Below are 18343 nucleotides of genomic sequence, written 5' to 3'. Positions count from 1 at the left end.
GTTCAGCGGCTTTCTTTTGCCTACTTTTCTTTGCCGCGGCAAAGAAAAGTAGGTGCTGCCCCGCACAGGGGCGACGCGTGAAGGGGGAAGTCATATCGCGGATGCCATCGCCCGACCATCGACCAACCAACGCCCAACCCCAACACCGTCGAAGACAAACCAAACCCAAACCCCAAAAAACAAAAAATCCCGCCACCAGTTCCCTGGCAACGGGATCAAGCCCAACTGAGCACTACTGCTCAGTCAAACAACGCACTGACGTGCGTCAAACGATTACGGACGGCTGCCCGTCGGGAACGGCCATGCCGCTGCCGGGTTCAGAGCCGTCTTCACCGTAGCAGCCGGCGCCGTCGAAGCAGCGGGCGCAGCCGGAGCAGGTGCTGCCTTCTTCGACACAGCCTTCTTCGCAGGGGCAGCCTTCTTCGCAGGCGCAGCGGCCTTCTTCGCGGCAGCCGTCTTCGCAGGCGCAGCCTTTTTGGCAGCAGCCTTTTTAGCAGGCGCCTTCTTGGCAGCAGCCTTCTTCGCTGCAGCCTTCTTCGCCGGCGCAGCCTTCTTCGCAGCAACCTTCTTCACGGCGACTTTCTTCGCTGCATCCTTCTTCGCAGCTGCCTTCTTCGCCGGTGCTGCCTTCTTCGCAGCAACCTTCTTCACTGCAACCTTCTTCACTGCGACCTTCTTAGCAGCAACCTTCTTCACAGCTGCCTTCTTCGCCGGCGCTGCCTTCTTCGCGACAACCTTCTTTGCTGCAGCCTTCTTGGCTGCCGGTTTCTTCTTGGCGAGTGCCATCATTTTCTCCTTCAGGTTTTGAGATGTGAGTCAGTTCAAACTACACCCTTCGTCAAAACCCGCTTCCCGCGGACGCTTCTCACGGCGGCCACTACAAAGCGGGCTATTCATCGGCGTACGCAGCTCCAGCGCGCTTACGCTAATGAATACGGTAAGGCGCGCCGTGCCATCATCGGGCACAGCGCGCCAAGTCCAGTCGGCGTCGGATACCGACGCCGCTAATCGTTTGATCGAGCCGCTCGCATTTTCACGAACGGCTTTTTCCGGGGGGAAGTTTGCCCATCCCACTGAAGGGTTCGCAAAGTGCCTGTGATCTTTATAGGCCATGGTTATCCACGGCGCACCGGGCACGCTCTGCATCAGGCGATCATGCTCCTCACCAAACTTGCCGCGGCACGGCCAGCGGCAACCCCATCAAATACATACACGACGCGTTGGGTTATTCCCAGGACAGCGCGCCGCCGGTCTGATATTCGATAACCCGAGTCTCGAAGAAGTTACGCTCCTTCTTCAGGTCGATCATCTCGCTCATCCACGGGAACGGGTTTTCCTCGTTCGGGAACAGCGGATCGAGACCGATCTGCTGGCAACGGCGGTTGCAGATGAAGCGCAAATAGCTCTTGAACATCGACGCATTGAGGCCGAGCACCCCGCGCGGCATCGTGTCTTCTGCGTAACGATATTCGAGATCGACCGCATGCTTGAAGATTTCGCGGATTTCGGCGCGGAACTCAGCCGTCCACAGATGCGGGTTTTCGAGTTTGATCTGGTTGATCAGGTCGATGCCGAAGTTGCAGTGCATCGACTCGTCGCGCAGGATGTACTGGTACTGTTCCGCCGCGCCCGTCATCTTGTTCTGACGGCCGAGCGCCAGAATCTGCGTGAAGCCGACGTAGAAGAACAGGCCTTCCATCACGCACGCGAACACGATCAGCGACTTGAGCAGCTTCTGATCTGCTTCGAGCGTGCCCGTCTTGAAGGCCGGGTCGGTCAGCGTGTGGATGAACGGAATCAGGAATTCGTCTTTGTCGCGGATCGACTGGACTTCGTGATACGCGTTGAAAATTTCGCCCTCGTCGAGACCGAGCGACTCGACGATGTACTGGTATGCGTGCGTGTGGATCGCCTCTTCGAACGCCTGGCGCAGCAGAAACTGGCGGCATTCGGGCGCCGTGATGTGGCGGTACGTGCCGAGCACGATGTTGTTCGCTGCCAGCGAGTCGGCCGTCACGAAGAAGCCGAGGTTACGCTTGACGATGCGGCGCTCGTCTTCTGTCAGCCCGTTCGGGTCTTTCCAGAGCGCGATGTCGCGGGACATGTTGATTTCCTGCGGCATCCAGTGGTTCGCGCAACCGGACAGATACTTCTCCCACGCCCACTTGTACTTGAACGGCACCAGCTGATTGACGTCGGTCTGGCCGTTGATGATGCGCTTGTCGGCGACATTCACGCGCGCTTCGGAAGCGACAGCCGGCTGAACGGGCGGAGCGACTGCGAAGTCGTTCGCGAAGATGTTTTCAGCCGAGGAAGGTTGATGAGCGGAACGCGTTTCGACTTGCGAACCGACAGCCGATCCCGCAGCGTTGCGCAACGTGTTTTGTTGCGAAGCACTCGAGGGAGTTACGGCAGTGATCTCGTCATCCCAGTTGAGCATAAATGTCACCATCAATTTAGATCGGTTTGTACCATCTTTTCACGAGCGTTAAAAGGGTCCGCTCATGAAAAATCCTGTTTTCGAATCGCGTTGCGACCTACATACAACACTTTGTTCATCAGTGTGTGAAGGTCACTCGTTGCGAGTCGATCGAAACGTGTGTCGATGAAGCGCGATGCACGATCGAAAGAGCATTGCTTCTGTGCTGCTTCAGTGATGCGTGTGCGTTGCTTCTGCGTTGCGTTTGCGATGCTGCTGCGTTGGTCCGGACTCGAAGCGTTGCTGCTTCGCTTGCGTCGCGCGAAGTGTGCGAAGTGCGTCGGACACGCGATGCATCAGCGCTCATGTTGCGCTCTCGCCGACTTCATCCTGCGTGCGCGCTTCAGGGTTTTCTCGCACGCGTCGACGAGTTGAGTAGCACGCGATGTTCCTCGCTGCGCCTTGTGTTGCCACCGCGTGTTGTCGCCGTGCACTTCGCTTCCGGCTGCAACGTGCCGCGCCGGCATCGTCTCACGATGAGCGGCGCGTTCGATTGACGCCGCTCATCACCTGCTGCTGATCCTGATCTACTGCTTGCTGCTTGCCGCCGGCGAGCGCCGGCGGCTCATTCACCACTCACTACTATATGAAGCGCTGCGCGTTACTGACAGGCTTCGCACTCTTCGAAGCCAGGATCGCCCGGACGCATCATGCAGACGGGACCATCTGCTTCCGGCGCGGCTTCGACTGCGGGCACTGCGGATGCTGCGGCAGCCGATGCTGCGGATGCCTGGAAGCCACCCGTCACACCCGACGACGACGCGCCGCCAACACCGAAGCCACCTGCTGCGCCGCCAGCACCACCCGCGCCGCCGTCGCTCGACGGCACTGCGTTCAGCGCGCCGTGTGCGACCGTCGACTTCTCGACGTGCGTTGCCGCCATCGTGCGGAGGTAGTACGTCGTCTTCAGGCCACGCAGCCATGCGAGCTTGTAGACCTCGTCGAGCTTCTTGCCTGACGCGCCTGCCATGTAGATGTTCAGCGACTGCGCCTGGTCGATCCACTTCTGACGGCGCGATGCCGCTTCGACCAGCCACGTTGCATCGACTTCGAAAGCCGTCGCGTAGATCGCGCGCAGGTCGCCCGGCACACGGTCGATGCGCGACAGCGAGCCGTCGAAGTACTTCAGGTCGGCGACCATCACTTCGTCCCACAGGCCGCGCGCCTTCAGGTCACGCACGAGGTAGTCGTTCACTACCGTGAATTCGCCCGACAGGTTCGACTTCACGTACAGGTTCTGGAACGTCGGCTCGATACATGCAGACACGCCGATGATGTTCGAGATCGTCGCCGTCGGCGCGATCGCGACGCAGTTCGAGTTACGCATGCCGTGCGTGGCGATGCGCGAACGCAGCGACGCCCAGTCCATCGTTTCGCTCGAATCCACTTCGACGTAGCCGCCACGCGCGTCGGCCAGCAGCTTCACCGAGTCTTGCGGGAGGATGCCGCGATCCCACAGCGAGCCGCGGTAGGTCGAATAACGGCCGCGCTGTTCGGCCAGTTCCGTCGACGCCCAGTATGCGTAATAGCAGACAGCTTCCATCGAACGGTCAGCGAACTCGACGGCTTCCTGCGATGCGTACGGCGTGCGCAGCAGGTGCAGGCAGTCCTGGAAGCCCATGATGCCCATGCCGACCGGACGGTGCTTCAGGTTCGAGTTACGCGCCTTGGCAACCGCGTAGTAGTTGATGTCGATCACGTTGTCGAGCATGCGCATCGCGACGCTGATGGTGCGCTTGAGCTTGTCGTGGTCGAGCGCGAGCGTGCCGTCGGCCTGTTCCTTCAGATGCGCGACGAGGTTCACCGAGCCGAGGTTACAGACGGCGATTTCGGCGTCGCTCGTGTTCAGCGTGATTTCCGTGCACAGGTTCGACGAGTGGACGACGCCGACGTGCTGTTGCGGCGAGCGCACATTGCACGGATCCTTGAACGTGATCCACGGGTGGCCCGTTTCGAACAGCATGCCCAGCATCTTGCGCCACAGTTGCGCTGCGGGAATCTTCTTGAACAGCTTGATCTCGCCGCGCGCTGCTTTCTCTTCGTAAGCCGTGTAGGCCTTCTCGAACTCTGCGCCGAACAGGTCATGCAGATCCGGGCAGGTCGACGGCGAGAACAGCGTCCAGTCGCCGCCTTCGTGCACGCGCTTCATGAACAGGTCGGGAATCCAGTTCGCCGTGTTCATGTCGTGCGTACGGCGACGGTCGTCACCCGTGTTCTTGCGCAGCTCGAGGAATTCTTCGATGTCCAGGTGCCACGATTCCAGGTACGCGCACACCGCGCCCTTGCGCTTGCCGCCCTGATTCACGGCGACAGCCGTGTCGTTGACGACCTTCAGGAACGGCACGACGCCCTGCGACTTACCGTTGGTGCCCTTGATGTGCGAACCGAGCGCACGCACACGCGTCCAGTCGTTGCCCAGACCGCCGGCGAACTTCGACAGCAGCGCGTTTTCCTTCAGCGCTTCGTAGATGCCGTCGAGGTCGTCGTCGACCGTCGTCAGGTAGCACGACGACAGTTGCGAGCGGCGCGTGCCCGAGTTGAACAGCGTCGGCGTGGACGACATGAAGTCGAACGACGACAGCACGTTGTAGAACTCGATCGCGCGCGCTTCACGGTCGATCTCGTTCAGCGCGAGGCCCATTGCGACACGCATAAAGAATGCCTGCGGCATTTCGATACGCACGCCGTCGCTATGCAGGAAGTAGCGGTCATACAGCGTTTGCAGGCCGAGGTAGCCGAACTGCAGGTCGCGGTTCGCGTCGAGCGCGGCGCCCAGACGCTTCAGGTCGAACTGCAGGAGCTTGTCGTCGAGCAGTTCGGCGTTCACGCCGCGCTTGATGAAGAGCGGGAAGTATTCAGCGTAACGCTCGCCCATTTCGGCTTGCGTGACTTCTTCTTCGAGGATCTCGCGACGGATCGTGTGCAGCAGGATGCGCGACGTGACCTGGCTGTAGGCCGGATCCTTTTCGATCATCGTGCGTGCAGCGAGGATGGCCGAGTCGTAGACCTGGCTCATCGGCACGCCGTCGTACAGATTCTTGATCGTTTCCGTGACGATCGGCTCGGCGCTGACTGCATCGCCCAGACCTGCGCAAGCGGATTCGATGATGCCGCGCAGCGCTGCCATATCCAGCGGACGCGTGATGCCGTTGTCGGTCACGTTCAGGCCCGAGGTGCCGGCTGCGACTTCCGGCTCGTGGCTGCGTTCCTGGCTGCGCTTCTCGCGATACAGCACGTAGGCGCGCGCAACGTTGTGCTCGCCCGTGCGCATCAGCGCGAGTTCGACCTGATCCTGGATGTCTTCGATATGGAACGTGCCGCCATTCGGACGGCTGCGCACCAGCGCGCGCACGACGTTCTGCGTGAGCTGCTCGACCAGTTCGCGAACGCGTGCCGATGCCGCGCCCTGACCACCGTTGACGGCCAGAAACGCCTTCGTCACGGCGATGGCGATTTTCGACGGCTCGAACGACACCACGCTGCCATTGCGACGGATCACCTTGTAGTCGGCGTAGCTCGTCTGCGGCGCGCGCGCGTCAGCGCCCTGAGCGAGCCCTTCGGGGCGGCCAGCGGGTGCGCCTTCGAACCGGGTCGTCACGTTGTCGGTGGTTTGCATGTGCAAAGCTCCTGGTCTTGGAATAGTGCGGAGTTACCGCGGATTAGTACAAACGCTGCGCCACCCCGGACGCATGCGATGAGGGTGAAGAAGAGGAACAGCGGGAACCGTGAAACAGACAGGCCGGATGCGACAGATCCGTCGGGACGTACTTCAACGTTGTGCGTGTCGCGATCACTTGGCTGCGCCTTTTCTTCGAATTTGCCGACGCACAAGTTCTCGTAACTGGTTGCGCCGCATCAGATTTTTCAGTGCCGGTAATGCTGACGGCGCCATGCTCATGGAGCGGGGCGCCGCCTGACAAACACTACATCTTGTGCAAAAACTGATTAACGGCACGAAGTATAGTGTACTGAACAGCCATCGCAAATTCTTTTATTTGGTCATACGATCTTGACTTTTGCGATGGCCGCGTCAGAAAAAGCTGTCGGGCAAATGAAGGGGCGAACACAATGCGCTTGCGTCGTCTGTTGCCTGGCGCACAGAAAAGAAACCCGCTTACGACGTTATCGGCTTGCGTGCGGACGGATGCAGATAGGGGAAGTACGGATCAGCCAGCGCACTGTCGCGCTGCAAACGCGGCCAGTCGAAATGCGGACCCGGATCGGTCTTGCGTCCCGGCGCGATATCCGAGTGACCCGCGAGTGAATCGATCGCGTAGTGCGCGGCAAGCGTCTGCACGAGCGGCGCGAGTGTCTCATATTGCGCCGCTTCGAACGGCGACACGTCACTGCCTTCGAGTTCGATACCGATCGAGAAGTCGTTGCAGCGCTCGCGTCCGAAGAAGTTCGACGCACCCGCATGCCACGCCCGCTCGTCGCACGACACGAACTGGTCGAGCCCGCCATCGCGGCGGATCACGAAATGCGCCGACACGCGCACGCCGCGCAGATGCGTGTCGTAGTACGGATGCGCGTCGCAGTCGAGACGATTGAGGAAGAGATCCGTGATGCCGGGCCCGCCGAATTCATTCGGTGGCAGGCTGATGTTGTGAACGACGATCAACGTGGGACGTGCGCCGTCTGGACGCACCTCGAAATTCGGCGACGGCAGTTTGCGTGCTTCGTTGATCCAGCCGTTTGCATCGACGGTGAAGCGCGCGTTGACGTGTTGCGTCATCGTGCGTCGCGGCCCGTCGGGCGTGCGGCGTAACGCTGCGCGTGATCGTGCGAACAGAAGGTCTGCCCCGCGACGAGCACAGAATCGCTCTTCGGCGCATGCACGCCGCATTGGGCGCAACGGATCATCGGCTCGGCGAGCTGGCCCGCAGTCTTGCCGCTGGTTTGACCATTAGCGCCAGCGCCCGGCCGCGCGTTGGCGGCGGCGTCACCGCCCGCACCCGTGCGCGCCGAAGTACGCGATGCATCGGCGCGACGCAGCGCCTTCACCAGCCACTGGCCGACGATGAACAACAGGATCAGCAGAAAAATTTGTCGCATGACACTCAGACCACAGGACGGTGCAACAGCACCTCGAATACGAAACGGCTGCCGACATACGCCAGCAGCAACGCGACGAACGACGCCAGCACCCAGCGCAACGCCGCGCGACCACGCCAGCCCGACACTTTACGCGCCGTCAGCAGCGCACCGAACATCACCCACGACAGCAGCGCGAACACGGTCTTGTGATCGAGTTGCAGCGCGCGGTCGAGCAGTTGCTCGTTGAACAGGATGCCCGATACCAGCGTCAGCGTCAGCAGCACGAAGCCCGCGCCGATCAGACGGAACAGCAGCGTCTCGAGCGTGAGTAGCGGCGGCAGCGTGTCGAGCCAGCTCGACAGCCAGCCGTTGTTGCTCGCGGCACCACGCGCGAGTGCACCGCCGCGCATCGCGTGCAGACGACGCTCGACGAGCAGCATCAGGATGGCATGCAGCGCGGCGATCACGAACAGACCGTAGGCGATGTTCGCGATCAGAAAGTGCAGCTTGAAGAGCGGATCGGCGGCATACGACAGCACGTGCACGCCGCTGAACACGAGCGGCAGCAGCGACGCGATGCACGCGAGCGGCAGCACCAGCAGACGCAGGCCATCGAGCGGAAAAAAGAAACTCTCGATCCAGTAGATGCCCGCGCCGAGCCAGAACATCGCCGACAGCGCGAACGCGAAACCGAACACCATCGCGTCGTGCGGGAAGATGGTGGTGTGCAGCAGCACGCCATGCGCGAGCAGTGCGGCGAGCGTCACGACACGCGTCGTCATCGACATGCCAGCCGATGCTGCCGCCAGCCCTCGCCCGCCCGCCGGCAGCGGCGCGGCGGGAGAAAGCGGAGACACGCTTTCGAGCATCGGCTGCGACGCCGCCTGCCGGTGCGCGCGCCAGCCCGCGACGGCTAAACCGCCGTACAGGAGCGCAGTGAGGGCATACAGTACAATATCCATATTGGAAGTTTACACCAGGCCCTACGAAGTCCGCCGCTCTCGCGCGGTGAGAACGGGCCGCACTGCTCATCGCCCCCATGCTCGACAACCTCACTCAACGGATGGCGCACGTCGTCAAGACGCTGCGCGGCGAAGCCCGGCTCACCGAGTCGAACACCCAGGAGATGCTGCGCGAAGTGCGCCTTGCACTCCTCGAAGCGGACGTGGCGCTGCCCGTCGTGCGCGACTTCATCGCCAAGGTGAAGGAGAAGGCGCTCGGCGAGGAAGTGCTCAGCAGCCTGTCGCCGGGTCAGGCGCTGGTCGGCGTCGTGCAGCGCGAGCTGACGGCCGTGATCGGCGGCGACTACGAAGGCAAGGCCGTCGAACTGAATCTCGCCGTCACGCCGCCCGCCGTCATCCTGATGGCCGGTCTGCAGGGCGCAGGTAAGACGACCACGGTCGGCAAACTCGCCAAGCTCCTGCGCGAGAAGTACAAGAAGAAAGTGCTGACGGTCTCGTGCGACGTGTATCGCCCCGCCGCTATCGCGCAGCTGAAGACGGTGACCGAACAGGTCGGCGCCGATTTCTTCCCGTCGCAGCCCGACCAGAAGCCTGTCGATATCGCGCGCGCCGCGGTCGATTGGGCGAAGCGTCATTACCACGACGTGCTGCTGGTCGATACGGCCGGCCGTCTCGGTATCGACGAGGCGATGATGAACGAAATCGCCGCGCTGCATAAGGAACTCAATCCGGCTGAAACGCTGTTCGTCGTCGACGCGATGCTCGGTCAGGATGCCGTGAACACCGCCAAGGCGTTCAACGACACGCTGCCGCTCACGGGCGTCGTGCTGACCAAGCTCGACGGCGATTCGCGCGGTGGCGCGGCGCTGTCGGTGCGTCACGTGACGGGCAAGCCGATCAAGTTCGTCGGTGTCGCGGAAAAACTCGACGGCCTCGAAATCTTCTATCCGGACCGCATGGCGAACCGGATTCTCGGCATGGGCGACATTCTTGCCCTCGTCGAGGAAGCGCAGCGCGGCGTCGACGTTCAGGCCGCGCAAAAGCTCGCCGACAAGGTCAAGAAAGGCGGCGATTTCGACCTGAACGATTTCCGTGCGCAGCTTTCGCAGATGAAGAAAATGGGCGGCCTGTCGTCGCTGATGGACAAGCTGCCGGCGCAGTTCCAGCAGGCCGCGTCGGGCGCCGACATGGGCCAGGCCGAAAAGCAGATGCGTCGCATGGAAGGCATCATCAACTCGATGACCGCGCAGGAACGCGCCAAGCCCGACCTCATCAAGGCGACCCGCAAGCGCCGTATCGCCGCGGGCGCGGGCGTGCAGGTGCAGGAAGTGAACCGCCTGCTGAACCAGTACGACCAGATGCGCACCATGATGAAGAAGCTCAAGGGCGGCAATCTGCAGAAAATGATGCGCGGCATGAAGGGGATGTTGCCGGGCATGCGCTGATTTTTTTCGGCGGTCGTGCGCTTCGTCGAAAATAGATGCGCACGACGGCCAGCAAGACCCGGCGCGTATGCCGAATCAAGGCGCGGGTATATGCTGTAGCGCGCAGGGTCGTTGTCTCTCACACTATGTATACAGTTACCGCCCGCCAGACGTCATGAATCGCGAAGAAGCTCTCCACATTTTCAGTCACTCCGAAGAAATCGTTTCGGCCAGCGACGTCAACGCGTCCATCACCCGTATGGCCGACGCCATCCGCTCCGAAATGGCCGAAGAATTTCCGCTCGTGCTGTCGGTGATGGGTGGCGCAGCAGTGTTCACGGGCATGCTGCTGCCGCATCTCGATTTCCCGCTCGAGTTCGACTACATCCACCTCACCCGCTATCGCAACGCGATCAAGGGCAGCGCCGAGATGCAATGGCGTGTGGCGCCGTCGGGTTCGGTGAAGGATCGCGTGGTGCTGGTGCTCGACGACATCCTCGATGAAGGCGAGACGATGGCCGCCATCCGCGACCGCATCATGGACATGGGCGCGAAGCGCTTCATGAGCGCGGTGCTGTGCGAGAAGATTCTGCAGAAGGCCAAGCCGCTGCACCCGGACTATTGCGGTTTCGAAGTGCCGGATCGCTATGTGTTCGGCTGCGGGATGGACGCGAAGGGTTACTGGCGCAACCTGCCGACGATCCGCGCTTTGACGGAAGGCGCCTGATACCTGCCTGCCAGCTGACTCAAGCTGCAAATAAAAAAGCGACCCTTCGAGGTCGCTTTTTTGTTGCTACGTTCTTTCCGCCGCGACGGCTAGTGATCTAGCTGATGCACGAAAGTGCGGATTCCGCCCAGCATCATCTCCACTGAAATCGCGACGAGCACGAGGCCCATCAGCCGCTCGAACGCCATCACCGTGCGCTCGCCAAGCCACTGCTGAATGCGCTCCGCGAGCACCAGCACGATCGCGCAGACGATCATCGTCACCGTCAGCGCCGCCATCCATTCGAGCATCTTGTTCGGCGCCTGCGACGTCAGCAGCATCACCGTCGCGAGCGCCGACGGTCCGGCGAGTGCGGGAATCGCGAGCGGCACGATCAGCGGCTCGGCGGCGCGCGTGTCAGCGCCGAACGGGCCATCGGGATGCGGAAAGATCATGCGCAGCGCTATCAGGAACAGCACGATCCCGCCGCCGATCCGCAACGACAGATCGGTGAGACTCATCATGCGCAAAAAGCGGTCGCCGACGAGCATGAAGACCAGCAGGATCGCAAACGCGATGGCGACTTCGCGCAGAATCACGCGAATGCGCCGGTGAGGCGCAACACCCCGCAGACAGTTGATGAAGAGCGGGATGTTGCCGAGTGGATCAGTGATGAGTATGAGCAGGACGGTTGCAGACAGGAAGTTGTACTCCACCGTCCGCTCCCATCAGCGCGCGAGCGCTGCGTTGATCTTGTCGATGACAGTCTGCGCCGCGCCTTCGACGGGCAGCAGCGTCGCTTCCGTGTCGCGACGCCCCTGGTACTCGATCTTGCCGTCTTTCAGGCCACGGTCGCCGATCACCAGACGATGCGGCACGCCGATCAATTCCCAGTCAGCGAACATCACGCCCGGACGCTCGCCGCGATCGTCGACAATCACGTCGATGCCCGCTGCCGTCAGTTCATCGTGCAGCTTGTCGGCCTGCTCGCGCACGGCGTCGCTGCGGTCGTAGCCCATCGGGCACAGCACGACTTCGAACGGTGCAATCGATTCCGGCCAGATGATGCCCTTGTCGTCGAAGTTCTGCTCGATCGCGGCGCCGAGAATACGCGTGACGCCGATGCCGTAGCAGCCCATCTGCATCGGTTGCGGCTTGCCGTTTTCGTCGAGGAACGTCGCGTTCATCGCTTCCGAATACTTGGTGCCGAGCTGGAACACGTGGCCCACTTCGATACCGCGGCAGATGTCGATCACGCCCTTGCCGTCCGGCGACGGATCGCCCTTCTTCACGTTGCGGATATCCGCGACGACAGGTTCCGGCAGATCGCGGCCCCAGTTCACGCCGGTGGTGTGGAAATCCACTTCGTTCGTGCCGACCACGAAGTCGCTCATGTTCGCGACCGTGCGATCCGCGATCACCTTGACCGGCTTCTTCGTGTTGAGCGGGCCGAGGTAGCCCGGCGGCGTACCGAACCACTCGACGATTTCGGCTTCAGTCGCCATGCGGAATTCGGCGAGACCCGGCAGCTTGTTGACCTTGATCTCGTTCAGATCGTGATCGCCGCGCAGCATCAGCAACCAGATGGTCGGCTCGGCGCCTTCGTTTTCCGTCGCGAGGATGATCGACTTGATGGTCTTTTCGAGCGGAATGTTCAGATGCTCGGCGACGGCTTCGCACTTGGCCTTTCCCGGCGTCGGCGTCTTCTTCAGCTCTTCCGTCGGCGCGGCGCGCTCGGCGATCAGCGGCAACGCTTCAGCCGCTTCGACGTTCGATGCGAATTCCGAGGTCGGGCAGTACGCGATGTCGTCTTCGCCCGTATCGGCGATCACGTGGAATTCATGCGAACCGCTGCCGCCGATCGAACCGTTGTCCGCGGCGACTGCACGGAAATCGAGGCCGAGGCGCGTGAAGATGCGCACGTACGCGTCGTACATCTTGCGATACGACTCGCGCAGACCGTCCATGTCCTTATCGAACGAATACGCGTCCTTCATGATGAATTCGCGGCCGCGCATCACGCCGAAACGCGGACGGATTTCATCACGGAACTTCGTCTGGATCTGATAGAAGTTCACCGGCAACTGGCGATAGCTCTTGATCTGGTTGCGCGCGATGTCCGTCACGACTTCTTCGTGCGTCGGTCCGATCACAAAGTCGGTTTGCTTGCGGTCCTTGAAGCGCAGCAGTTCGGGACCATATTTTTCCCAGCGGCCCGATTCCTGCCACAGCTCCGCCGGCTGCACAGCCGGCATCAGCAGTTCGATCGCGCCTGCCCGGTTCATTTCCTCGCGTACGATCGCTTCCACCTTGCGGATCGAGCGCAGGCCAATTGGCAGATAGTTGTAGATGCCGCCAGCCACGCGCCGGATCATGCCGGCACGCACCATGAGCTTGTGACTGACGATTTCCGCGTCGGCGGGCGCTTCCTTCAGGGTGCCAATAAAGAATCGGGAGGCTTTCATTCAGAATTTTCCAAAAGCGGCGGACCAAAGGGGCCGCCCGAAAGGGTAAGACGAGGGGTTCGCGCGCCTGAGCGCCGGGTCGAACCGGCGCACGCAACTGTAGGCCGAAAAGCGACCGAAACGCGATTGTCGCATGGTCGGGCGCTTGTCCGACCATGCTCCAGAAGTATCGGAAAGCGGCTTTCGCAGCGCAGCACGCGGCCTGTTGCGGACAATCGCGCCAATCTGGTGCGAGGCGGTGCGTAGGACCCGTTATCTGTTTATAATCAAAGCAATTTTAAAGGATTCGAAGGTGGTTGTATGCTGGATCGTGAAGGCTTTCGCCCGAACGTCGGCATCATCCTCTTGAACGCGCACAACGAGGTGTTTTGGGGCAAGCGTCTGCGTGAACATTCCTGGCAGTTTCCGCAAGGGGGCATCAAGTATGGTGAAACCCCCGTGCAGGCGATGTTCAGGGAATTGCACGAAGAAACGGGCCTGCATCCAGAGCACGTCAAGGTTATCGGTCGCACGCGCGACTGGTTGCGTTATGAGGTGCCTGACAAGTTCATCAAGCGTGAGGTCCGCGGCCATTACCGCGGCCAGAAGCAGATCTGGTTCCTGCTCCGGATGGTCGGACGCGATTGCGACATTTGTTTGCGCGCAACCGATCACCCTGAGTTCGATGCCTGGCGCTGGAACGAGTACTGGGTGCCGCTCGACTGTGTGATCGAGTTCAAGCGGGATGTGTATCAGCTGGCGTTAACGGAGTTGTCCCGCTTCCTGCGGCGGCCTGCGCCCCGTACGGAACGGCCCGGTGGCCATCATCACGGGCAACGCTATCCACGGATGGCGTCGTCGGTGAATGCACCGCCTGGCGCGTCGATTGAGTCTGCGATGTCGGTGACCACGGTCACCACGACAATTGCAGTCGAAACGACGCTGCATGCGACAATCTCGTCTGACTGTTCGTCGACGGAAGACCCGGCCGTTGTTCAGGCCCCGGGGCTGCGCGACTGACGCCAAGCGGCTGTCCACGCCGCATCTGCCGGTGCGGCGTGAGACACGCTGCGCCGGCGTTTCGAGGAAATCACATTGAAAGTATCTGCTTTCGCCGTGGCATGTGTCGCCGCGGGCGTTCTGCTGGCTGGCTGTTCGAGCACCAAGACTCCTGCTAACACTGATGGAAAGGCTGAAGGGCCCAAGAGCGACTTTCAGTATCTGTTCGACCGGCCGTCGACGTGGACCGAAAAGAAGGTCGATGCGCTGCCTGCGATGCCGCAGGAAGGCAATCTGCTGCCGTTCAACGTTTCGCAGAACACGCCGCTGCAGTTTGCCGTCGACGACAAATCGCTGACGGTCGATAGCGACGGCGTGATCCGCTACACGGTGGTGATCACGAGCCCGAGCGGCGCGCGCAACGTGAACTACGAAGGCATTCGCTGCGAAGATTACTCGTGGAAGCTGTATGCGGGCCTTAACGCGGACCACGATGGCTGGGATCGCACGGTCGAAAACGACTGGTCGCGTATCGAAAACGGCGATCTGAACGCGTATCACGCGGCGCTGTATCAGGATTATTTCTGCACGAGCAAGATTCCGGTTGGCAAGGCCGATGTGATCCTGAACAACATCCGGTACAAGCGGGCCAACAGTACGCTGATTCGCGGAGGCTGATTCGCAGCGCTCGATTCGTGCAACGCAGGCTGCGCGGTCGATGTAGGCACAACAAAAAAGCCGTCCCATCTTTCCGATGGGACGGCTTTTTTACGATCAGTGCGGATATGAACCGCTTTTGCTACACGAGCACCAGATTGTCCCGGTGGATCAACTCGGGTTCCAGCATGTAGCCCAACACGGTCTCGATTTCTCCGCTCGGACGACGCTGGATCAGTTTCGTCTCGGCGCTGCTGTAGTTCGTCAGCCCGCGCGCAACCTCACGCCCCGACGCGCTAAGACACGCGATCACCTCACCGCGCGCGAAAGCGCCCTGCACGCCGACCACGCCGATCGGCAGCAGGCTCTTGCCGCCTTCCGTGAGCTTCTCGACCGCGCCGTCGTCGATCACCACATGCCCGCGCACCTGAAGATGGTCCGCCATCCACTGCTTGCGCGCGGCCATGCGGGCCGTGCGCGCGATCAGTTGCGTGCCGATTGCCTCGCCCGATGCGAGCCGTGCGAGCACGTCGGCCTCGCGGCCGCTTGCAATCACCGTATTCGCGCCGCTGTGCGCCGCGCGTTTCGCCGCGAGAATCTTCGTCAACATGCCGCCGCGACCGATGCTCGAGCCTGCGCCGCCTGCCATCGCCTCGAGTTCAGGCGTGCCGGCGTCCGCTTGCTGGACGAGCGTCGCGTTTGGATCTTTGCGGGGATCAGCGGTGAAGAGACCTTGCTGGTCGGTGAGAATGATCAGCGCGTCGCCTTCGATCAGGTTCGCGACCAGCGCTCCGAGCGTGTCGTTGTCGCCGAACTTGATTTCATCGGTGACGACGGTGTCGTTCTCGTTGATGATCGGCACGACGCCAAGACGCAGCAGCGTCAGCAGCGTGGAGCGCGCATTCAGATAGCGTTCGCGGTCGGCGAGGTCGGCGTGGGTCAGCAGGATTTGCGCGGTGCGGATCGAATGCTCGGCGAAACGGCTTTCGTACACCTGCGCGAGTCCCATCTGGCCGACGGCAGCCGCCGCCTGCAACTCGTCGATTTCACGCGGACGTTTGGTCCAGCCGAGGCGCTGCATACCTTCCGCAATTGCGCCCGAGCTGACGAGGACGACTTCCTTGCCCTGCTCGCGCAGCGCGGCAATCTGGGCGGCCCAGCGGCCAATTGCCGTGTGATCCAGGCCGCGCCCGTCGTTGGTGACGAGGCTCGAGCCGACTTTCACTACCAATCGCCTGGAATCTGCGATAACGGAACGCATTGTGCGCGGTCTCCAAGATGATTCGTAAGACCGGCGCATGCTGGGAGTGCGCCGGCATCCAGGGTACGGCTGTTACTCCTGCGGCTCGACGGGTGCGCCCGCGCCGCCTGCCTGCTGCTCGCGGAACCGCACGTCGGCGGCCAGATCTTCGGCTTCCGCCTCGCGGTGCGCGTCCGAATGCTCGGAAATGTAGTCGTACACCGCGTAGCAAAGGTTTTCGCAGCCTTGGCCTGTGAGCGCCGAGATTTCGAACACCGGACCGTCCCATTCAAAGTCTTTCAGGAACTGGGACACGCGTGCTTCGCGCTCGTCTTCAGGCACCATGTCGAGCTTGTTCAGCACGAGCCAGCGCGGCTTGTCGAACAGCTGTTCGTCGTACTTGCGCAGTTCGTTGACGATCGCCTTCGCTTCCGCCACGGGATCGACGGCTTCGTCGAACGGTGCGAGATCGACGATATGCAGCAGCAGGCCCGTGCGCTGCAAATGCCGCAAGAACTGATGGCCGAGGCCCGCGCCTTCCGCCGCGCCTTCGATCAGGCCCGGAATGTCCGCGATCACGAAACTGCGGCTCGGCCCGACCCGCACCACGCCGAGGTTCGGCGCAAGCGTCGTGAACGGATAATCGGCGATCTTCGGCCTTGCGTTCGACACCGACGAGATAAACGTGGACTTGCCCGCGTTCGGCATGCCGAGCAGACCGACGTCCGCCAGCACCTTCAGTTCGAGGCGCACCATGCGGCGCTCGCCCGGCTTGCCGTCCGTCTTCTGGCGCGGCGCGCGGTTCGTGCTCGACTTGAAGTGCAGATTGCCCAGACCGCCCGCGCCGCCTTCCGCAACGCGCACTTCCTGGTTGTGCTCGGTCAGGTCGGCGATCAGCTCGCCCGTATCCATGTCCGTGATGATCGTGCCGACGGGCATGCGCAACGTGATGTCGTCGCCACCCTTGCCATAGCAGTCAGAGCCGCGACCATTTTCGCCATTGCGCGCCTGATGCTTTTTCGCGTAGCGATAGTCGATCAGCGTGTTGATATTGCGATCAGCGACTGCAAAAACGCTGCCGCCGCGACCGCCGTCGCCGCCGTCCGGACCGCCGAACGGGACGAACTTCTCGCGGCGCATCGACGCGCTGCCATCTCCCCCGTCGCCGGCGATGACTTCAATCCTCGCTTCGTCAATGAACTTCATGCGTTACTCCGTCCCGTGTGTATTGCTATTTTGCCGCGCGCGACGCGCGTGCACCATTGGCCGAACGGCCAGTTTGCTTCTGATTCTTGTCTGATCGCGACTACGATACGCCGCGACGATGCAGGTCAGCGAACGAAAGCCCGGTAAGACCCGCAAACAAAAAGGCCCCGCAAACTTCGCGGGGCCTTTTTTCCGGTCCTGAAGCCCGTGCCTGACTAAACTCAGGCAGCAACCGGGACGACGTTGACCAGATGCTTCTTGCCGGCGCCCTTCGTCGTGAACTTGACGTGGCCGTCCGTCAGCGCGAACAGGGTGTGATCCTTGCCGATACCGACGTTTTCGCCAGCGTGCATACGCGTGCCGCGTTGACGCACGATGATGCCGCCAGCCAGGATTGCCTGACCGCCGTACACTTTCACGCCAAGTCGCTTCGACTCGGAGTCGCGGCCGTTCCGGGACGATCCGCCTGCTTTTTTGTGTGCCATTTGTTAGCTCCTTGCCCGATGCGCTTACGCGTTGATCGCGTCGATACGCAGTTCGGTGTAGTTCTGGCGATGGCCGCCATGCTTCTGGTAGTGCTTCCGGCGGCGCATCTTGAAGATGGTCACTTTCTTGTGACGACCTTGGGAGACGACGGTAGCCTTGACGGAAGCCCCACTGACCAGCGGCGTACCGAACTTAATCGATTCGCCTTCGCCTACTGCGAGAACCTGGTCGAGCGTGATTTCAGCGTCAATGTCTGCCGGTATCTGTTCTACTTTAAGTTTTTCGCCGACAGCAACCTTATACTGCTTGCCGCCGGTTTTTATGACCGCGTACATTGAAAACCTCACTCTGGATTCATTTTCCCCACGCACCACGCGCGGAAACCCTCGATTATACATAGAGTTAGCTGCGCGGTCAAAAACAGTTGACAACAACCGCGCCTGCCCGTCCCATGCGCGACAAACACCAGCGATTGATGCGCCAACGGGCCAAAACGGCCATGAACAATTGGTGATCGGCGCGGAAATACTGCAGTTCGCCTTATAATTCGCGGCACTACCCGAATCCGTCACCATGTCGTCAACCGCCACCCCCCCCCCAAACCCACCCAAACAGCACCCTCCGATCGCCGAAGCCAAGCAGCACGTGGGCGGCGTCATCCCGCCCCCGCAGGCCGACGAGGGGAGGCGGTGCACCCAGAGGA

17 protein-coding genes are annotated in these 18343 nt (G+C 61.5%); 4 read left to right on the top strand and 13 right to left on the bottom strand.

Going from position 1 to position 18343, the window contains the following annotated elements; all coding sequences use genetic code 11:
- Positions 1–273: 273 nt before the first annotated feature.
- The 7 genes from DK391_RS40450 to ccsA form a co-directional block, all read right to left on the bottom strand.
- Entirely contained in the window at positions 274–786 is a 513-nt protein-coding gene (locus DK391_RS40450; RefSeq protein WP_109483612.1) for a histone H1-like DNA-binding protein, read from the bottom strand.
- Between the two features lie 30 nt (positions 787–816).
- Positions 817–1146, bottom strand: coding sequence for a hypothetical protein (locus tag DK391_RS40445; protein ID WP_109483611.1), 330 nt, complete (start codon positions 1144–1146; stop codon positions 817–819).
- A gap of 79 nt (positions 1147–1225) precedes the next feature.
- Positions 1226–2440, bottom strand: coding sequence for a ribonucleotide-diphosphate reductase subunit beta (locus tag DK391_RS40440; RefSeq protein WP_109483613.1), 1215 nt, complete (start codon positions 2438–2440; stop codon positions 1226–1228).
- A 640-nt stretch (positions 2441–3080) separates the two neighbouring features.
- Positions 3081–6095 (bottom strand): ribonucleoside-diphosphate reductase subunit alpha, encoded by a 3015-nt coding sequence (locus tag DK391_RS40435; protein ID WP_109483610.1) that lies wholly within the window; start codon positions 6093–6095, stop codon positions 3081–3083.
- Between the two features lie 498 nt (positions 6096–6593).
- Positions 6594–7214, bottom strand: a complete 621-nt coding sequence (gene ampD / locus DK391_RS40430; protein ID WP_109483609.1) for a 1,6-anhydro-N-acetylmuramyl-L-alanine amidase AmpD — start codon at positions 7212–7214, stop codon at positions 6594–6596.
- The gene (locus tag DK391_RS40425; protein ID WP_109483608.1) at positions 7211–7534 is read right to left on the bottom strand and encodes a PP0621 family protein; all 324 of its coding nucleotides are present in this window, start codon (positions 7532–7534) and stop codon (positions 7211–7213) included. The genes ampD and DK391_RS40425 overlap by 4 nt, the downstream gene beginning before the upstream one ends.
- 5 nt (positions 7535–7539) lie before the next feature.
- On the bottom strand, positions 7540–8478 hold the full coding sequence (ccsA, locus tag DK391_RS40420) for a cytochrome c biogenesis protein CcsA (protein WP_109483607.1): 939 nt from the start codon (positions 8476–8478) through the stop codon (positions 7540–7542).
- Between the two features lie 77 nt (positions 8479–8555).
- Between ccsA and ffh the strand changes: the two genes are divergently transcribed.
- Both ffh and DK391_RS40410 read left to right on the top strand, forming a co-directional pair.
- Positions 8556–9923, top strand: a complete 1368-nt coding sequence (ffh, locus tag DK391_RS40415) for a signal recognition particle protein (RefSeq protein ID WP_109483606.1) — start codon at positions 8556–8558, stop codon at positions 9921–9923.
- Between the two features lie 154 nt (positions 9924–10077).
- Complete coding sequence (locus DK391_RS40410; protein ID WP_109483605.1) at positions 10078–10629, top strand: hypoxanthine-guanine phosphoribosyltransferase; 552 nt, start codon at positions 10078–10080, stop codon at positions 10627–10629.
- An 89-nt stretch (positions 10630–10718) separates the two neighbouring features.
- On the opposite strand, the gene DK391_RS40405 is transcribed toward DK391_RS40410, so the two are convergent.
- Both DK391_RS40405 and DK391_RS40400 read right to left on the bottom strand, forming a co-directional pair.
- On the bottom strand, positions 10719–11324 hold the full coding sequence (locus tag DK391_RS40405; protein WP_109483604.1) for a MarC family protein: 606 nt from the start codon (positions 11322–11324) through the stop codon (positions 10719–10721).
- Between the two features lie 12 nt (positions 11325–11336).
- A complete protein-coding gene (locus tag DK391_RS40400; protein WP_109483603.1) occupies positions 11337–13073 on the bottom strand; it encodes a proline--tRNA ligase in 1737 nt (578 codons plus the stop codon).
- 300 nt (positions 13074–13373) lie between these two features.
- Between DK391_RS40400 and DK391_RS40390 the strand changes: the two genes are divergently transcribed.
- Both DK391_RS40390 and DK391_RS40385 read left to right on the top strand, forming a co-directional pair.
- Positions 13374–14072 (top strand): RNA pyrophosphohydrolase, encoded by a 699-nt coding sequence (locus tag DK391_RS40390; RefSeq protein ID WP_109483601.1) that lies wholly within the window; start codon positions 13374–13376, stop codon positions 14070–14072.
- 75 nt (positions 14073–14147) lie between these two features.
- Positions 14148–14729 carry a CNP1-like family protein gene (locus DK391_RS40385; RefSeq protein ID WP_109483600.1) on the top strand — a complete coding sequence of 194 codons (582 nt, stop codon included), beginning with the start codon at positions 14148–14150 and terminating at the stop codon, positions 14727–14729.
- 121 nt (positions 14730–14850) lie between these two features.
- On the opposite strand, the gene proB is transcribed toward DK391_RS40385, so the two are convergent.
- The 4 genes from proB to rplU all read right to left on the bottom strand — a co-directional run bounded on the left by proB (position 14851) and on the right by rplU (position 17975).
- Entirely contained in the window at positions 14851–15969 is a 1119-nt protein-coding gene (gene proB / locus DK391_RS40380) for a glutamate 5-kinase (protein ID WP_109483599.1), read from the bottom strand.
- A 72-nt stretch (positions 15970–16041) separates the two neighbouring features.
- Complete coding sequence (cgtA, locus tag DK391_RS40375) at positions 16042–17154, bottom strand: Obg family GTPase CgtA (RefSeq protein WP_109483598.1); 1113 nt, start codon at positions 17152–17154, stop codon at positions 16042–16044.
- Positions 17155–17375: 221 nt separating this feature from the next.
- Complete coding sequence (rpmA, locus tag DK391_RS40370; protein WP_109483597.1) at positions 17376–17639, bottom strand: 50S ribosomal protein L27; 264 nt, start codon at positions 17637–17639, stop codon at positions 17376–17378.
- Positions 17640–17663: 24 nt separating this feature from the next.
- Positions 17664–17975, bottom strand: coding sequence for a 50S ribosomal protein L21 (gene rplU / locus DK391_RS40365; RefSeq protein WP_007747161.1), 312 nt, complete (start codon positions 17973–17975; stop codon positions 17664–17666).
- Positions 17976–18343 lie beyond the last annotated feature (368 nt).

It is taken from the genome of Paraburkholderia sp. C35 (genome assembly GCF_003121405.1).
Lineage (GTDB): Bacteria > Pseudomonadota > Gammaproteobacteria > Burkholderiales > Burkholderiaceae > Paraburkholderia.
Note: the sequence above shows the minus strand (reverse complement) of the source record. Positions and strands in the feature narration are given on the sequence as shown.

Bases quoted from the DNA above. Each gene is read 5' to 3' on its own strand.
- DK391_RS40425 (WP_109483608.1), bottom strand. From the start codon at position 7,534: ATGCGACAAATTTTTCTGCTGATCCTGTTGTTCATCGTCGGCCAGTGG.
- rpmA (WP_109483597.1), bottom strand. From the start codon at position 17,639: ATGGCACACAAAAAAGCAGGCGGATCGTCCCGGAACGGCCGCGACTCC.
- ffh (WP_109483606.1), top strand. From the start codon at position 8,556: ATGCTCGACAACCTCACTCAACGGATGGCGCACGTCGTCAAGACGCTG.
- ampD (WP_109483609.1), bottom strand. From the start codon at position 7,214: ATGACGCAACACGTCAACGCGCGCTTCACCGTCGATGCAAACGGCTGG.
- DK391_RS40400 (WP_109483603.1), bottom strand. From the start codon at position 13,073: ATGAAAGCCTCCCGATTCTTTATTGGCACCCTGAAGGAAGCGCCCGCC.
- rplU (WP_007747161.1), bottom strand. From the start codon at position 17,975: ATGTACGCGGTCATAAAAACCGGCGGCAAGCAGTATAAGGTTGCTGTC.
- DK391_RS40435 (WP_109483610.1), bottom strand. From the start codon at position 6,095: ATGCAAACCACCGACAACGTGACGACCCGGTTCGAAGGCGCACCCGCT.
- cgtA (WP_109483598.1), bottom strand. From the start codon at position 17,154: ATGAAGTTCATTGACGAAGCGAGGATTGAAGTCATCGCCGGCGACGGG.
- DK391_RS40390 (WP_109483601.1), top strand. From the start codon at position 13,374: ATGCTGGATCGTGAAGGCTTTCGCCCGAACGTCGGCATCATCCTCTTG.
- DK391_RS40445 (WP_109483611.1), bottom strand. From the start codon at position 1,146: ATGCAGAGCGTGCCCGGTGCGCCGTGGATAACCATGGCCTATAAAGAT.
- DK391_RS40410 (WP_109483605.1), top strand. From the start codon at position 10,078: ATGAATCGCGAAGAAGCTCTCCACATTTTCAGTCACTCCGAAGAAATC.
- DK391_RS40450 (WP_109483612.1), bottom strand. From the start codon at position 786: ATGGCACTCGCCAAGAAGAAACCGGCAGCCAAGAAGGCTGCAGCAAAG.
- DK391_RS40440 (WP_109483613.1), bottom strand. From the start codon at position 2,440: ATGCTCAACTGGGATGACGAGATCACTGCCGTAACTCCCTCGAGTGCT.
- ccsA (WP_109483607.1), bottom strand. From the start codon at position 8,478: ATGGATATTGTACTGTATGCCCTCACTGCGCTCCTGTACGGCGGTTTA.
- proB (WP_109483599.1), bottom strand. From the start codon at position 15,969: ATGCGTTCCGTTATCGCAGATTCCAGGCGATTGGTAGTGAAAGTCGGC.